Source organism: Microvirga medicaginis (genome assembly GCF_052658925.1).
The window spans coordinates 34,861-51,010 of record NZ_JBQWEL010000018.1; the positions used below are offsets into that span (position 1 = coordinate 34,861).

At 60.7% G+C, this 16,150-nt stretch carries 15 protein-coding genes; 12 read left to right on the forward strand and 3 right to left on the reverse strand.

The window, feature by feature from the left end; genetic code table 11:
* Position 1 precedes the first annotated feature (1 nt).
* The 6 genes from ACUXUR_RS19930 to kduD are packed head-to-tail and all read left to right on the forward strand — an operon-like array spanning position 2 to position 7,867.
* Positions 2-2,554 (forward strand): hypothetical protein, encoded by a 2,553-nt coding sequence (locus ACUXUR_RS19930; RefSeq protein ID WP_445504101.1) that lies wholly within the window; start codon positions 2-4, stop codon positions 2,552-2,554.
* 28 nt (positions 2,555-2,582) lie between these two features.
* Positions 2,583-3,854, forward strand: a complete 1,272-nt coding sequence (locus ACUXUR_RS19935; protein WP_445504102.1) for an ABC transporter substrate-binding protein — start codon at positions 2,583-2,585, stop codon at positions 3,852-3,854.
* A 16-nt stretch (positions 3,855-3,870) separates the two neighbouring features.
* Positions 3,871-4,902 carry a carbohydrate ABC transporter permease gene (locus ACUXUR_RS19940; RefSeq protein ID WP_445504103.1) on the forward strand — a complete coding sequence of 344 codons (1,032 nt, stop codon included), beginning with the start codon at positions 3,871-3,873 and terminating at the stop codon, positions 4,900-4,902.
* Positions 4,899-5,951, forward strand: coding sequence for a carbohydrate ABC transporter permease (locus tag ACUXUR_RS19945; RefSeq protein WP_445504104.1), 1,053 nt, complete (start codon positions 4,899-4,901; stop codon positions 5,949-5,951). Before ACUXUR_RS19940 ends, ACUXUR_RS19945 begins: the two co-directional genes overlap by 4 nt.
* 28 nt (positions 5,952-5,979) lie before the next feature.
* Positions 5,980-7,056, forward strand: a complete 1,077-nt coding sequence (locus tag ACUXUR_RS19950) for an ABC transporter ATP-binding protein (RefSeq protein WP_445504105.1) — start codon at positions 5,980-5,982, stop codon at positions 7,054-7,056.
* A 52-nt stretch (positions 7,057-7,108) separates the two neighbouring features.
* Positions 7,109-7,867, forward strand: coding sequence for a 2-dehydro-3-deoxy-D-gluconate 5-dehydrogenase KduD (gene kduD, locus ACUXUR_RS19955; protein WP_445504106.1), 759 nt, complete (start codon positions 7,109-7,111; stop codon positions 7,865-7,867).
* Between the two features lie 578 nt (positions 7,868-8,445).
* On the opposite strand, the gene ACUXUR_RS19960 is transcribed toward kduD, so the two are convergent.
* Complete coding sequence (locus ACUXUR_RS19960; protein ID WP_445504107.1) at positions 8,446-8,730, reverse strand: DUF6894 family protein; 285 nt, start codon at positions 8,728-8,730, stop codon at positions 8,446-8,448.
* Between the two features lie 373 nt (positions 8,731-9,103).
* On the opposite strand from ACUXUR_RS19960, the gene ACUXUR_RS19965 reads away from it, so the two are divergent.
* The gene (locus ACUXUR_RS19965) at positions 9,104-9,241 is read left to right on the forward strand and encodes a hypothetical protein (protein ID WP_445504108.1); all 138 of its coding nucleotides are present in this window, start codon (positions 9,104-9,106) and stop codon (positions 9,239-9,241) included.
* Positions 9,242-9,433: 192 nt separating this feature from the next.
* Here the strand turns inward: ACUXUR_RS19965 and ACUXUR_RS19970 are convergent, their stop codons facing one another.
* The gene (locus ACUXUR_RS19970; protein WP_445504109.1) at positions 9,434-10,195 is read right to left on the reverse strand and encodes an SDR family oxidoreductase; all 762 of its coding nucleotides are present in this window, start codon (positions 10,193-10,195) and stop codon (positions 9,434-9,436) included.
* 229 nt (positions 10,196-10,424) lie between these two features.
* On the opposite strand from ACUXUR_RS19970, the gene ACUXUR_RS19975 reads away from it, so the two are divergent.
* On the forward strand, positions 10,425-10,958 hold the full coding sequence (locus tag ACUXUR_RS19975; protein ID WP_445504110.1) for a transglycosylase SLT domain-containing protein: 534 nt from the start codon (positions 10,425-10,427) through the stop codon (positions 10,956-10,958).
* A 9-nt stretch (positions 10,959-10,967) separates the two neighbouring features.
* Here the strand turns inward: ACUXUR_RS19975 and ACUXUR_RS19980 are convergent, their stop codons facing one another.
* Positions 10,968-12,116 carry an acyl-CoA dehydrogenase family protein gene (locus tag ACUXUR_RS19980; protein ID WP_445504111.1) on the reverse strand — a complete coding sequence of 383 codons (1,149 nt, stop codon included), beginning with the start codon at positions 12,114-12,116 and terminating at the stop codon, positions 10,968-10,970.
* Between the two features lie 442 nt (positions 12,117-12,558).
* Here ACUXUR_RS19980 and ACUXUR_RS19985 point away from each other — a divergent pair, with 442 nt between their 5' ends.
* The 4 genes from ACUXUR_RS19985 to ACUXUR_RS20000 are packed head-to-tail and all read left to right on the forward strand — an operon-like array spanning position 12,559 to position 16,138.
* Positions 12,559-13,377, forward strand: a complete 819-nt coding sequence (locus tag ACUXUR_RS19985) for an enoyl-CoA hydratase/isomerase family protein (protein WP_445504112.1) — start codon at positions 12,559-12,561, stop codon at positions 13,375-13,377.
* 3 nt (positions 13,378-13,380) lie between these two features.
* Positions 13,381-14,220 (forward strand): ABC transporter ATP-binding protein, encoded by an 840-nt coding sequence (locus ACUXUR_RS19990; RefSeq protein ID WP_445504113.1) that lies wholly within the window; start codon positions 13,381-13,383, stop codon positions 14,218-14,220.
* The gene (locus tag ACUXUR_RS19995; RefSeq protein WP_445504114.1) at positions 14,220-15,098 is read left to right on the forward strand and encodes a branched-chain amino acid ABC transporter permease; all 879 of its coding nucleotides are present in this window, start codon (positions 14,220-14,222) and stop codon (positions 15,096-15,098) included. Before ACUXUR_RS19990 ends, ACUXUR_RS19995 begins: the two co-directional genes overlap by 1 nt.
* Positions 15,098-16,138: a branched-chain amino acid ABC transporter permease gene (locus ACUXUR_RS20000; RefSeq protein WP_445504115.1), complete on the forward strand. Its 1,041-nt coding sequence runs from the start codon at positions 15,098-15,100 to the stop codon at positions 16,136-16,138. The genes ACUXUR_RS19995 and ACUXUR_RS20000 overlap by 1 nt, the downstream gene beginning before the upstream one ends.
* Positions 16,139-16,150: the final 12 nt, after the last annotated feature.

The window sequence follows — 16,150 nt, forward strand, 5'->3', positions numbered from 1 at the left end:
AATGGCGATGGCGAACACGATGTATCTGACACATTCCCTGAAACCCGGCCAGGCGGTCGGCCATTGGCAGCTCGGCGACGTGCACGAGGAGCGCTACGACGTTCCGGACCGCACCATGGAAGGGAAGATGGATGCCTTCTTCTTCCTGACGAAGGACCGCAACTTCATCCCGCACCAATATGCCTGCCGCACGGATTTCATCGAAGAGTACCGCGGCAAAACTCCTCAGCCCGTGACGAGCTTCGAGCCGACACGCGTCTGGTTGCCCTTCGGCTCTCCGCGCGTCGATCTGTCGGGCTTCTGGTTCCGGGCCACGCGCGTTGAGTGCTGGGCGCAAACGACCATCGACAGCCCGCGCGATCAGGTGGCACGTTTCAGCTTCGCCACGTGTGGCGGCGCCTTCCTTGAGGTTAATGGTAGCCGCGTCGCGGAACTCACCCGTTATCAGCGCAATTTCGAAGAGCGCGCTGAGATCGAGATGCCGTTGAAGGCGGGCAGGAACGAGCTGCGGGTCTGGTTCGCCGATCTTTGCGAGCGCGATGCACGCTATTACTTCAGTCTTGAGTTGATCGCGGGCGAAGGACTGTCGGTTGGCATGCCGAGCGCCATCGACGGAACGCGCGCGGTCGCAGTGGAGAATATGCTCGAGGGCATGCGCTTCGAGAAGCCGTCCTATGGGCGCGGCGAAGTCGCCATCGTCTTCGATAATCCGGCGACGAGCCCGCTCTACGTCCACGTGGAGGTTCGCGGCGATTTCATGTCCACGGAAGAGACGCTGGAATTCTCCAAGACGCTCCCTGCGGGAGCCACGCGTGTCGCCATCGCCGACACGAGCGAGCTCCCCGCCGATTTCCGGCATTTCGACATCACCTTGAGAGACGATGACTTCGTGGCGACGCGCGTGCTGGGCGTCGAGATCTGCCACCTCGACAGGCAGCCTCCTGCTTCCGCCGATATCCAGGCACGGGCGCAGGCCGTGCTCGATCATGTGGCCGAGCGCGGCGAGCGCGACATGGTCGCCGTGCTGGCGCGCCTTGCATTTAATCGCGGCGGACCGGAGACGGATCGAATCATCGAATCCTGCCTGCCGATCATCGGCGATTGTCACGATTGCGCGGATTTCCTGCTCGTGCCGCTCCTCTGGTCGCGCATTTCCTGGCCGGAGCGGATCGCGCCCGAGACGCTGGCGCGCATGGACGATGTCATCCTGCGCTTCCGCTACTGGATGGACGAGCCCGGCAACGATGTGATGTGGTACTTCAGCGAGAACCACGCGCTGCTGTTCCACACGGCCTGCCATCTCGCCGGCACGCTCTTTCCTGACGCGACCTTCAAACGTTCCGGCCGCAAGGGTCGCGAGCAGGCCGAGATTGGTCGGCAGCGTCTCCTCGAATGGCTGACCCATTTCGAGGCCTGCGAGATGGCCGAATGGAACTCGGCGCCATATTTCCCGATCGACTTGAAAGGTCTCTGCGCGCTCTACGCGCTCTCGCCCGATGCCGGCATTCGCGAACGCTCCGGTGCCGCCATCCGACGTCTTCTCGAAATCATGGCCCTGTCGAGCCATCACGGCATGATGACGGCCTCGCAGGGGCGCAGCTACGAACATACGCTCCGTCCGGGGCGCACGCTCGAACTGTCGGGCATGTCCTATCTCGCCTTCGGCAAGGGATCTCTCGGCCGCCGCTTCCATGCGCTGCCGCAGCTCGCCCTGTGCTTTGCCGAGCACGGCCTGACCATCGATCCGAGTCTCGCCGCCATTGCCGATCATAAGGGCACCGGAGCCTATGAATGGCGCTACAAGCAGGGCGAGAACGGCATCGCCTCGCTCTATCACTTCAAGTCGAAGGATTATGCCCTGGGCAGTATCGCGGCCTATCGCTGGGGTGAATGGGGTTATCAGGAAACCGTTCTGCATCTGCGCCTTGGCGACAAGCCGGAATCGCAGATCTGGATCAATCATCCGGGCGAGGTGATCCACAGCGGCTATGGCCGTCCGTCCTATTGGGGCGGCTGCGGAACGGTGCCGCGCGTTCACCAGTACCGTTCCCTGGCGGTGGTGGATTTCAAAGCCCATCCGACGCAGCCGGACTTCACCCATGCCTGGCTGCCGGAGGCCGAGATGGATGAAGTGGTCCATGAGGGCAACCGGATCCTCCTGCGGTCTGGCGAGGGGCTATGCCTGCTCGTCGCGAGCGGCCCACTTGAAAAGGTGACGAAAGGCCCGACCGCCGGGTGCGAGGTTCGTCTGCCCGGGCATGCCGGCCGTTGGCTCGTGCGCCTCTCCGATGTCGCCACTGAAGGCAGTCTGGCCGCCTTCGGCCGGCGCTTCGCAGGCCTCTCGGCAGAGGAACGTAACGATGGCGTTATCGTGGTTCAGGATCCTGATTTCGGAGCCGTCGCCTGTAGTTCCGATGCAGTGGTGCGCACAGAGAAGGAAACCATCGATCCGAAGAATTGGACTTTGTCAGGAGAACTGACAGCCTTCCCGGAGGGAGCGCGTGTGACGCTGCCTTCCCAACACAAAAGACAAGAGCAACTCAAGATTGCCTGATTCAAAAATTCATCATGGGAGGAAAGTGATGAAGGGACTGAAAAAACTGATTGGCGGGGCGCTGGCCCTGGCATTGAGCGCATCCGTCGCCCAGGCGGCCACCGAAGTGCGCATCATGTGGTACTCCGACGGCAACGAGGGCGAGGTTCTGCAGGATCTCGTCAAGCGTTTCGAGGCCCAGAACCCCGACATCAAGGTCGTGGTCGACAATGTCGCCTTCGGCGTCATCAAGGATCAGCTGCCTGTGCAGTTGGAGGCTGGTCGCGGCCCCGACATCGTGCGTGTGGTTGAGCTGAAGTCGCAGGCCAAGCATTGGCTCGATCTGCGTCCGCACCTGAAGGATGCGGCGACATTCGAAAAGAACTTCAGCAACACTCTCGACTGGATGCGAGAGGACGGCAGCAATGCATTGCCGGGCTTCATGACGCAGCTCACCATCACCGGCCCGCTCGTGAATACCACGTTGTTCGAGCAGGCAGGCGTGCCGGTCCCCGGCGCGAAGGCGACCTGGGATGAATGGGCTGCGGCGGCCAAGAAGGTGGCCGACAGCCAGAAGATTCCGATTGCGCTCGCCTTCGACCGCTCCGGCCACCGCTTCATGGGGCCTGCGATCTCGATGGGCGCGAAGGTGATTGGCCCTGACGGCAAGCCTGCCGTCGTGGACGAAGGCTTCAAGGCCATGGCCCAGCGCATCGCCGACTGGCACAAGAACGGCATCATGCCCCGCGAGATTTGGGGCGGCGTTGCCGGGACGACCTATAAAGGTGCGAACGAAGAATTCGTGAACGGCCAGGTCGCCGTCTATTTCTCGGGATCCTGGCAGGTCGCTCAATTCTCACAGAAGATCAAGGACAACTTCGATTGGTCGGCGGGTACCGAGCCATGTGGACCAGCCGCTTGCACCGGAATGCCGGGCGGCGCCGGTCTCGTTGCGGTGAAATACACCAAGAACCCGAAGGAAGTGGCCCGCGTGGTGGAATATCTCGCAAGCGAGCCTGTCGTGCGTGAGTTCTCCGAGCGCACCCTGTTCCTGCCGGCTCATCAGGGCGTTGCGGCGAAGGGTGTCGACTTCAAGTCGAGCGATCCGAACGTGAAGAAGTCACTCGAGATCTTTCTGAAGGCCACGCAGACGGCCGATCCGCTCGCTCTGAAGATGCAGAGCTACAAGTGGTCGGGCACGATCTACGCCGCCGTCATCAGCCGCCTGGGTCAGGTGGTGGCCGGCGAGGCGCAGCTTTCGGATGCCTATGCCCGCATCGAGGACGACATCAAGCAGAAGGTCACCGAGGCCTCCCGCTGAGCCAAGGGCACGCGCGATGAGCATCATCACCGAAGTGCGGGGAGGGCAGGCATCCAACCTGTCCTCCATGCTGGCCCTGCCTTTCCGCTTTCTCATGGGCGTGCTCAACGCTCCCATGAGCTTCGTTCAGCGCCGGTTCGGCATCGGCGGCATGGGCGCCGTCTTCCTGGCTCCTAACATGCTGATCTTCAGCGTGTTCGTGCTCATTCCTGTTGCCATCAACTTTGCCTATTCCCTGACAGGCGGAACGGCGATCTTCTTCGACGATCGCCACTTCGTCGGTCTGGACCAGTATCAGACGCTGCTCACCTGCGGCGATTACACCACGCCGTCCACCTGCCTCCAGGACGCCTTCTGGCAGAGCGTGCACAACACCGCCTTCTTCGTCATTGCGCAGGTGACGGTGCTCGTGCTCGTGTCCCTGGGAACCGCGCTCGTTTTGAACCGCGAGATGCGCGCCCGGGGCTTCTGGCGCGGGGTCTTCTTCTTTCCCGTTCTGCTTTCGCCGGTCGTGGTCGGGCTGATCTGGAAATGGATTCTGCAGCGTGATGGGCTGCTTAACGCGATCCTCATGGATTTCGGCTTCGAGCGGACCTTGTGGTTGGCCGAGCGCAACTGGGCCATGTTCTGGGCCATCTTCGTCTCGGTCTGGGCCCATCTCGGTTTCTACGCCCTTATCCTGCTTGCGGGCCTCCAGGCCATTCCGCGGGATCTCTACGAGGCCGCCGAGATGGACGGCACGGGGCGAATGCGAACCTTCTGGCGCATCACTCTGCCGCTTCTATGGCCCAATCTGCTCGTCGTCATCATCCTCGCACTCATCAAGGCCGTGCAGATCTTTGACGAGGCCTTCGTGCTGACGGGTGGTGGCCCGGGCACCAGCACCATGTTCATCACGCAGTACATCTATGAGACGGGCTTTGCCCATGTCCTGCGCAATCTGGGACTCGCGTCCGCAGCCTCGATCCTGATGGGGATCGTCTTGGTTGGTCTGACAGCCTTGCAGCTCGTCGTGTCGAACAGGCGGGCTCGAAAGGAGGCGGCATGAGCGCACTCTCCACCTTCCTTCTGCGCCGCCGCGGCGGCGCGGGCTGGCACTGGACGGATGTGCTGTCCTATATCTGGCTGGCTTTTGGCCTCTTCCTGATGTTCGGGCCGGTCCTGTGGCTTGTCGTGTCATCCTTCAAGACGCCTGCCAATCTCGCCGAATTCCCGCCGACCCTCATGCCGCTTGATGCGCAAGTCGCGCGAGTTCAAGGCTATGAGCAGCCGCTGCCGCTCTTCCGCGTGACGCTTGAGGACGGCAGCGAGAAGATCCTGGCTCAGGTGCGCCGTGTCGGGATCATGGCGCAGATGGTCGATCCGCAGAATCCGGGCGCCGCCATCCGCGTGCCGATCGACAAGCGCACGCCTGTGCGTGAGGTCAACCTCGCGACCGAGAACTACGCTGAGCCGCTGCAGCAATTCGACTTCCTGCGCTATTTTCAGAACTCGATCTTCGTCACGGTCATGGCCACCCTCATCACGCTCGTGGTGAACTCCATGGCGGCTTTCGCTCTGTCGAAATACGAGTTCAAGGGCCGCACGGCGGTGCTCGGCATCATTCTGGCAACGTTGATGGTGCCTCTGTCCGTCATCGTCGTTCCGCTCTATCTGGTGGTGAATTCGCTGAACCTCTTCGATACGCTCTGGGGTGTGATCCTGCCCACCGTCGCCACACCGACCGGCGTCTTCCTTCTGCGGCAATATATGCTCACCATTCCCGACGAGCTGATCGATGCCGCCCGCATGGACAAGGCGTCCGAATGGCAGATCTATTGGCGCATCGTGCTGCCGCTTGCGGCACCGGCGCTGGCGGTTCTGGCGATCTTCTCCGTCATGTGGCGCTGGAACGACTTCTTGTGGCCGCTGGTCGTTCTGTCGCGGAAGGAGCACTACACCCTGCAGGTCGGGCTCAACGCCTTCTCGGGTGAGTTGAACGTGCAATGGCATTTCGTGCTCGCCATGACCGTGCTGTCCATCGTGCCGGTCGCCCTCATCTTCCTTTTCCTCCAGCGCTACATCACTGCAGGCATCGCGAATACCGGCCTGAAATGATGCGGATCCCATTTGGAAAGAGCACGCCGTGAGTCATCTTGTTCTTCGTCAAGTTGCCAAGGAATATGGGGCCGTACGGGTGCTGCACGGCATCGATCTTGAAGTCAGGGACGGTGAGTTCGTGGTCTTCGTCGGTCCGTCCGGCTGCGGAAAGTCGACGTTGCTCCGCACCATCGCGGGTCTTGAGCGCGCAAGCTCGGGCGAGATCCAGCTCGATGACCGTCTCGTCAACGATGTGTCGGCTGCCGACAGAGGGCTGGCGATGGTGTTCCAGTCCTATGCGCTCTATCCGCATATGAGCGTGCGCCAGAACCTCGCTTTCGGGCTTGAAAACAGCCGCATGCCACGGGACGAGATCGACAGGCGGGTGATGGAGGCGGCCAAGATGCTGTTGATCGAGCCGCTTCTGAACCGCAAGCCGCGCCAGCTCTCCGGCGGACAGCGGCAGCGCGTTGCCATCGGCCGCGCCATCGTACGCCGGCCCGGCATTTTCCTCCTTGATGAGCCGTTGTCCAACCTCGATGCGGAACTGCGCGTGGTGATGCGCGCGGAGCTCGCTGCTCTCCACAAGCGGCTTAATGCCACGATGATCTACGTGACGCACGACCAGACGGAGGCCATGACGCTCGCCGACCGCATCGTTGTGCTGCGTGACGGGCGGATCGAACAGGTCGGCACGCCGCTCGAACTCTACAACCATCCCGCCAATCGTTTCGTGGCCGGGTTCATCGGTTCTCCGCGCATGAATTTCATCGAGGCCGAGACTATTCCGGTCGCGAATGGCATCGGAGTGCAGGTCAATGGAAAGCAGCAGAGGCTTCCGCATCTCGACCTTGCCCCCGGTTCCAAGATCGTGCTCGGTATCCGTCCGCATTCAGCAGCTGTTACGGACGTAGACCAGGGAACGATCCCGCTTGAACTCACCCTTGTCGAGCAGCTCGGCGCAGAAACGATCCTGCATGGCAGGACCGATCGTGGCGAGATCTTCACGGTATCCGCGCCCGGTCAGCGTCGCTTCTCAATGGGCGAGCGGATCGGCGTCGCCCTGCCTCCCGAAGACCTTCATGTCTTCAATGCGGAGGGACAAGCTCTGCCGCGAGGCTAGTCTCCCTTGGGAAGTCCCGTAACATATCGGCTGTTCTAAAGTTGGAAACATCATGTCGGCTTCCTTTGATCTGCAAGGCAAGACAGCAATCGTAACCGGAGCCAATACGGGTATCGGTCAGGCCATTGCCACGGCCATGGCCAAGGCCGGTGCCACTGTCGTCGGCGTCGGCCGGTCAGCCATGGATGAGACGCAGGCGCAAATCACTCAGGCAGGCGCGAAATTTCATGCTGTTCATGCCGATCTCTCCACCCTTGAGCCCATTGAGATGGTTCTGAGTGCGGCCGAGCGGGTTGGTGAGCGGATCGACATTCTCGTCAACAACGCCGGAATCATCCGGCGCGCGGATGCCATCGATTTTACCGAGGCCGATTGGGACGACGTGATGAACGTCAATCTCAAGACGACGTTCTTTCTTTCTCAGGCAATTGCAAGACGAATGCTGAAGGACGGCAGGGGCGGCAAAATCATCAACATCGCTTCGCTCCTGTCTTTCCAGGGCGGCATTCGCGTTCCCTCTTATACAGCGAGCAAAAGCGGCCTAGCGGGCCTCACGCGTCTTCTGGCGAATGAATGGGCGGCGAAGGGCATCAACGTGAATGCCATCGCGCCGGGATATATCGAAACCAATAATACCGAGGCTTTGCGCCAGGATCAGAAGCGTAGTTCAGAAATCCTCTCCCGCATTCCGGCCGGCCGGTGGGGCCACCCTGAGGATATCGGGGGTGCCGCGGTCTTCCTGGCCTCACAAGCTGCCAATTACGTTCATGGCATCATCCTGCCGGTCGATGGAGGATGGCTCGCGCGCTAGCCGGGTCAAGGGGTTCTATCGCGCGGATGCCGGCTCGAGCCCGTAGCCGTGGGAAGGTTAGACAAACGGTCGCAGGGACCTGCACTCTTCCAATCTATTAACTCGCGGTACCTGGCTCGGGCGTATAACAATCAAGCGATCCTCGGTCGGTTTCTGAGTTACAAGCGCGGAGCGGCGGTCCGACCGCAGCAATCGGAATGGGGCATTGATGCTTTTTTCATGGATGAAATTGGCCACGGAGACGAACAGGCTGGCTGTTGAGTCTCAGATCGTCATCTGGACCCGACTGACTCAGATCGCTCTTGGTCGAGGCACGCCTGCCGAATCCATGTTGATGGTAACGGAGAAGGTTGCAGCCTTTGCTGAGGCTTCTGCAACGATGGCCGCCGGTGGATCGGCTCACAAGGTCGTCAAGGGCTACCGCAAACGTGTGCGGGCGAATGTGAGGCGTCTGAGGCGTTAGCAGTCGTCTCGCCACTTCTTCGGCCCGCTGAGGCTGCGCAGATACTCGCAGGGCAGGGGCTTCGGAGCCTGACGCTCTGTGGGGGGCGGCGAGGGGATGGGTCGTGGCACAGGCCTCAGCAATAGGCATTGCAATGCGCGGATACCGTCACCGGTAATGGCACGGCAGGCACAGAAATCCGCCGTGGAACCGGAAAGGGGACAATTGCAATCTGCTCGCCGAGATGATTGTGGACGCATACGAGCCACCGAGACCAGTCGGCGGAGATAAGGACTTCCGCCATGAGGCGTCGGGCGACGGCTTCGGCCTGCTTGCCGATATCGCCATCGGCTCTCATCGAACGTCCGCGGAGGTCCAGGATTAGCTCCCAGCCATCCGTGCAGTGAAAATGATGGCGCATCGTTTTTCTCCTGCGCCCCCGGATCTGCCTAGGTTTTTTATCATCAGATCGAGAACGTGTTCTGGCCTTTGGGGATCAAGGACTTATGACAATGGCTCGCCTTATCCCCGTTCTCCACGGGATTCACAGGGATCAGATCCGTTCAGCGTGCGAAAACACGTGAGGGAGCAGGCGAGCCTATCGCGAACGGTGCCTGTGATGGGGGGCTGCGGTTCGGGCAGCACTTGGTCGAGGTTGCCGAGATCGGCCTCGGGATGGGGCTTCACGTGCACAAGGCGGGTCGGCATGCTGTACCTATTCGGGATGAGGTGTAGACGGCGGGCGAATATGGCTTCATGCTTCCACTCGCCAACATGATGGCAGGAGGCAAAGCATGGCCGGTAAAGCTCGCATGAGACCGTCGTTCAAAAAGCACACCCGTCGCTATCGGGAGGTCATTGCGCCTGCCAAGACACACGAGGGGCAGAAGAACCTCACCAAGAAGCGCCGCTACGCGAACCGCCACGGTTAAGTAGAGTTAGGAGGCATCTCCATACCGGATGTCTTCGTTCCCAATATGTCGAACAGGCCCTGGAACCACCGCGTTGACGGGGCAGCTCCGGGAGCCTGTAGTGATCTTGCGCGGGGGCTGTCTTAGATGACGTAGAACTCGCCGGAGGTGAAGTGGTGCATGGCACCTCAAGAATTCGGCTCTTTCCAGATGTCAAAGGCTGGCAGTGATGCCGCCATCGACATAAAGGACATGGCCGTTGACGAAGCTCGACGCATCGGAAGCCAGGAACACGGCGGCGCCGATCAGTTCATCCACATTCCCCCAGCGACCTGCGGGCGTACGCTTCTCAAGCCAAGCGCTGAAGTTGGCATCTGCGACGAGAGCGGCGTTGAGTTCAGTCTTAAAGTAGCCAGGGCCAAGCGCATTGACCTGCAAGCCATGCCGCGCCCAGTCGGTCGCCATTCCCTTGGTCAGCATCTTCACAGCACCCTTTGTGGCCGTATAGGGTGCAATTCCGGGGCGCGCGAGTTCGGATTGTACCGAGGCGACATTGATGATCTTTCCGTGGCCACGGGGAATCATGCGTTTGGCCACCGCCTGCCCGACGAAGAAAACGCTGTCGATGTTGGTGGCCTTCAATCGTTCCCAGGCTTCAACGGGAAACTCCTCCAACGGAGCCCGGTGCTGAAGTCCCGCATTGTTGACGAGAATCTCGATCGGTCCGATCTCTGCTTCGATTTCGGCGACAGCCGCCTCGACTGCCCTGAAATCAGTGACATCGAAGGAGCGTGCATGAATCTCGTGCCCCTCTGCAGACAGCATTGCACGGGCTTTCTCCAACTGCTCACGATCGCGGCCGTTCAGGACGACGGTTGCGCCGGCTTCCGAGAGACCACGAGCGATGGCGTAACCAATCCCCTTGGAGGAGCCGGTGATGAGGGCGAGGCGACCGGTAAGGTCGAAGATCTTCATGACTGGATTCCTGAGAAGAGACGGGCAGGAGGAGGCGTCGATACTCTACACGAATTCGGCTCGATACTTGAAACAAGCAGGAACGCCGAGTGAGTTTTGAGTGGTCTTCGCAGCTGCTGACAGGACTTGATCTGTTACTTCATATCTGATGGTTTCAAGCCTTACAGCCAAGCTGACGCCTTATTGCCACGTTTGCCCGGAGAATGGTTTCCTCAGATAAGGGGATGCCATGATCGCTCGTTTCGTTATGGGCTGTGCTGTGATCGCTTGTGTCCAGCCAGCTCTCGCCTCCGACCGTGCCGCCATCGATGCTCTTGTGGCGCAACACGCCAAGGCCCATGGAGTGCCGGAAACACTGGTGCATAGGATCATCAAACGAGAGAGCGGCTACAACGCTCAGGCAAAGAACCGGATCTATTGGGGCCTCATGCAGATCCGCTACGATACGGCGCGCGGCATGGGCTACACAGGCCCTGCATCAGGACTGCTCGATGCCAATACCAATCTGACCTATGCAGTCCCGTATCTGGCGAATGCCTATAGGGTTGCTGGCGGTAATCAGGATAGAGCTGTCGCCCTCTATGCTGGCGGATACTACTACGAAGCCAAGCGGAAAGGTCTTTTGCGACAGCTCCGGACTGCGATGAGCAATCCTGTGCCGCCTAGTGTCGCCGATCCCGTATCGACAGGATCGATCTCGGCTTACGCTTCGCAGCACTCCTCTCTGAAAGCTGCATCCTACGCGACAGCAGCGGATCGATAATTTCTCATCCTAAAGAGAACGGGCAATCAGAAGCTTCATGATCTCGTTCGTGCCGCCGTAGATGCGCTGAATGCGCGCGTCCACATAGCGCCGGGCAATCTCGAACTCGTTCATGTAGCCATAGCCGCCATGAAGCTGCAGGCATTCGTCGGCGGTTTCACACTGCTTGTCCGTCGTCCAGTATTTGGCGATCGAGGCGGATACCTGATCAAGCTCGCCTTTGATGGCCCGTTCGATGCACCAGTCCAGGAAAACGCGAGCGATCAGAGCCTCGCTCTTTCGCTCAGCCAGAACGAAGGCCGTATTCTGAAACTCCATAATAGGTTTGCCGAACGCCTCGCGCTCTTTCGTGTAATCCGCTGTCAGCTGGATCATGCGCTCGATGGATGCAACCGCTGAGACCGCAATGGCGAGGCGCTCCTTGGGCAGCATCTCCATCATCTGATAGAATCCGCGGCCTTCCTCGCTGCCGAGGAGGTTTTCGGCCGGCACAAAGGCGTTGTCGAAGAAGAGCTCCGACGTGTCCGAGGCATGCATGCCAATCTTGTCGAGGTTTCGGCCCCGCCTGAAGCCATCGCTGCCCTCGGATTCCAGCATGAGGAGCGAGATGCCCTTCGTGCCCTGCTCCGGATCGGTCTTCGCCGCGACGATGATGAGATCCGCGATCTGACCATTCGTGATGAATGTCTTCGATCCATTCAGCACATAGGCATTGCCGTCGCGGTTGGCGCGGGTGCGAAGCGCCCGAAGATCGGAGCCGCCGCCCGGCTCCGTCATGGCTATCGCACCGACGAGCTTGCCCGTCACCAATCCGGGCAGCCAGCGCTGCTTCTGTTCGTGCGAACCAAAATGCATGACGTATTGCGCTACGATGGCATTGTGCACGGCTACGGGCAGAGCCATCTCGGGCAATCCATACTCGAGATCTTCGATCACGGCCGCCGCATGGGCGAAGGTACCGCCGAGGCCGCCATATTCTTCCGGAACGTCCGGACAAAGCGCACCCATTTCTCCAAGAGCCAGCCATGCGTCCCTGTCGATCATCTTGGAGGCGCGCCATCGCTCCGCTTGCGGAGAGAGCGTGGTGGAGAGATAGCGCCGGAACGTCTCCCGAAAGATATCGAGTTCGCCGGTCATCCAGGATGAGCGGTAGGTCATGAGCGTTCCTTCCATCGCGCGAGGAGACAGGCAGTTGCTGGCGGGCCGAAGAGGGGCGATCGTTCGATGTGATTTCGCGCACCCAGGCCAATCCGGCCGATGTGCTCGGCGTGGCCGGCCATCCGACAGGGCTGCGGCGTCCATCCTCCCGAAATTATTTTGTTATCTACCCGGCGGTAGTTTCATGACTAAAAGGTAAGCACCGAGCTTCTTTTCCGTCAAGCATCCCTCTCTTAGCTAAAACAAGGAAGTCGCTTTCGGAGTCAAAGGATCCTGAGTCCTGCCCGGTATGCTTCATCTCTCGGAGGAGGGGAGGCATGTTGACTTCTACTCGCGGGTAAGAATACGATTTGAGAGTAGATCAATTCACTGTTGGTCCATCAACGAGAAGCCGAGAATGCCGCCTAAGAGCATATCCGGCCATCAGATGGAGCGTCGGCGAATGCCGGTGCGTCCTAGGGAGGAAATGCTGGTGGTGCAGAGTTCTGACTCGATCACCTTGTCCGTTGCCGACGCTGTCGCAACGATCAGGCTCAACCGCCCGTCGGTGCTCAATGCCCTCGACGCAGGCGCGGCGAGAGCTTTTCTGAATGTTCTTCAAGTCATCGCGAGCCGCTCGGACGTGCGCGCCATCGTACTACGTGGGGAGGGGCGGGCGTTCTGCGCCGGTGGGGACGTCGGACGGTTTGGGGGCGGCGATCCCGAGGCGGCGATCGACGAGATCATCACCCCGTTCCATGAGGCGTTGCGGCTGCTCGACCATCTTCCGCAACCGTCTGTTGCCGCCGTTCATGGTGCGGCGGCGGGGGCGGGCTTTAGCCTCGCGCTGGCATGTGATTTCGCCATTGCGACTGAGACCGCGAAATTCACGCTGGCTTATGCGCGTATCGGCGTAAGCCCTGATGGATCCTCCACCTATCACCTGCCGCGCATCGTGGGCCTGAGGAAAGCGAAGGAACTTGCGCTCTTGGCCGACACCATCGATGCGTCGGAAGCGCTTCGGCTCGGTCTCGTCAACCGGGTGGTTCCGGAGGCGGAGCTCGACAGCGAATGTGCCCGGCTTGCCGCACGTCTCGCGTCAGGACCCTCGGTTGCCTATCACCGCATCCGCGATCTGCTGACCTCGGCCTTCCACAGGGATTTGGACGCCCAGCTCGACGCCGAACGCCAGGCCTTCAAGGCGCTTTCGCGAACACACGACTTCCGGGAAGGCGTCTCCGCCTTTCTCAACAAGACTCCGGCGCAATTCAAGGGACACTAGAGCATGTCAGGCGGCCTCAACCGATCGTCGCGTGAGACCGATGCTCCGATCCTGAAAGTCGACGCGCTCTCATTGTCCTTCGGCGGACTGCGCGCGCTCTCCGGCGTTTCGTTCGAGGTGCAGGAAGGCTCTATCACCGCCCTCATCGGGCCGAACGGTGCGGGCAAGACATCCATGTTCAATTCCATCTCGGGCTTCTACAGACCGACCGAGGGCCGGATCATCTTCGAAGGTGAGGACATCAGCCGCGAGCGGCCGCCCGCGAGGGCCAAAAGGGGATTGGCGCGGACGTTCCAGAATATCGCCCTGTTTCGGGGCATGACAGTGCTCGACAACATCAAGTTGGGTCGCCATGCGCATCTCAAGACCAATGTTCTCGACGCGCTGTTCTACCGGGGGCGGGCGCATCGGGAAGAGATGGAGCTCCGGGCCGAGGTCGAGGAGCGTATCATCGACTTCCTTGAGATCCAGCATATCCGCCACGCACCCGTCGCGGCGCTTCCCTATGGCTTGCAGAAGCGCGTGGAGCTTGCTCGCGCTCTCGCCATGCGCCCCCGCATTCTCATGCTCGACGAGCCTGTCGCGGGGATGAACCGGGAGGAGACGGAGGACATGGCCCGCTTCATCCTGGACGTAAAGGAAGAGTGGGGCATCACCATCCTCATGGTCGAGCACGACATGGGCATGGTGATGGATATCTCCGATCACGTGGTCGTCCTCAATTTCGGTCAAGTGATCGCGCAGGGGCGCCCGGCTGACGTGCAGAACGATCCCGCTGTCATCAGCGCCTATCTCGGCTCGGGCGATCTCGCGCAGCGCATCCGCAAGACGGAGGCTGCGTAATGGATTGGCTTTATCTGACCGAAGTTGCTCTGGCCGGTCTGGGGGCAGGCGCTCTCTACGCGCTCACTGGTGTCGCCTTCGTGTTGATCTACAAGGCGACCCGCGTGGTCAATCTCGCCATCGGCGAGATCCTCATGCTCGGCGGCTATGTATTCTTCGGACTGGTCGCGGGAGCCGGTCTGTCAATCTGGGCCGCCATTCCGCTGACGATTCTCGCCGGTGCCGGCTTGGGCGTAGTGGTGGAGCGCACCCTCATCCGCCCGATGCTCGGCGAAAGTTCCATCTCGGTCTTCATGGTGACGATCGGGTTGGGCTCCATCCTGGCCGGCATCGTCGAACTCGCCTGGGGAGCCGATCCGCTGCGTTTGCCCGAGTTCATTCCCAACACGCCGATCTTCCTGGGCGAGGCCTATCTCGCGCCGAAGGTCGCCTATGGTGCGCTCGTCGCCGCTCTTCTCATTGCCGGAGCGGTTGTGGCGCTCAGATTTTCCCGAGGAGGCGTCGCTCTGCGCGCAACGGCGCGTGACCAGGGCGCTGCCTATTCCATGGGAATCGATGTGGGGCGTGTCTTCTCGCTGTCCTGGATGGCGGCCTGCGCCACGGCAGCTGGAGCGGGAGTGATCGTCGGGGCCATCGGCGGCATTTCGCCCACCATGGGCATCTTCGGATTATCCGTGCTCGTGGTCGTCATTGTCGGGGGCCTCGACTCCGTCGCAGGCGCGCTGGTCGGTGGACTTATCATCGGATTGGTCGAAGCGCTCGCCGGCAGCTTCCTCGGTGGCGAATACAAGCTTCTCGCCACATTTAGCCTGTTGATCCTGATCCTGATGATCCGGCCTTACGGCATTTTCGGCAGCCATGAGATCGAGAGGCTCTGATGCGTATTGGAACCTTAAAACTCTCCTACGCTGCCGACGAGGCCTTGTTCGACACGAAGGTGCAGTGGATCTGGCTCGGCCTCCTCACGCTAGGGCTCGTGATCTTCCCCTTCGTAGCAGGCCCGTACTGGGTCTATCTAGCCTGCCTCGTGGCCATCAACGTGGCAAGCGCGACGGGGCTCAATATCCTCACGGGCTATACGGGCCTCGTGAGCCTCGGGCAGGCGGCCTTCATGGGCGTTGGAGCCTACACGGTCGCGGTGCTCGAAACCCGCGTCGGCACACCGTTTTTCATCAACCTGCTGCTGGCGGGTGGAACAACTGCAGCGGTCGGCGTGGTGTTCGGCATTCCGAGCCTTCGCGTGAAGGGCCTCTATCTCGCGATTGCCACTATCGCGGCATCGATGATCCTGCACTTCGTGTTCGCGCATTGGCCGCTTACCGGCGGAACGCGTGGCCTCTCGATGCCGCCTGCAAGCTTCTTCGGCTTATCGCTCGACCAGCCGCAGAGGCTCTATTGGCTCATCATTCCGGTGACTGCACTCATGGTGCTGGGGGCCGCGAACCTCTTCCGAACCCGCGTGGGGCGTGCCTTCATTGCCGTGCGCGACCGGGACATCTCGGCGGAAGTGCTTGGCATTCCGCTGCTCCGGACCAAGCTGACGAGTTTTGCTCTCTCGTCGTTCTATGCTGGCATCGCGGGTGGGATGTGGGCTTACTTCTTCCGCGTCGTGACGCCTGAGAGCTTCCCGCTGATCAACTCGATCTTCTATCTCGCGGCCATCATCGTCGGCGGCATGGGGACTATCCTGGGCGGCATCCTCGGGGCTGCCTTCATGACCCTGGTGCCGGAGGTTCTCAAACTCTTGGTCGGCTGGATCGCGCCCTGGGTGCCGGATGCGCTCAGCCTGCTCGCTCCAATCCGAACCATCGTGTTCGGTGCTCTGATCGTCGGGTTCCTCATCTTCGAACCACAGGGCCTTGCCGAAATCTGGCAACGGATCCGACGTTTCTTCCACCTATGGCCCTTCAGAACATAAAGACTATCGGGA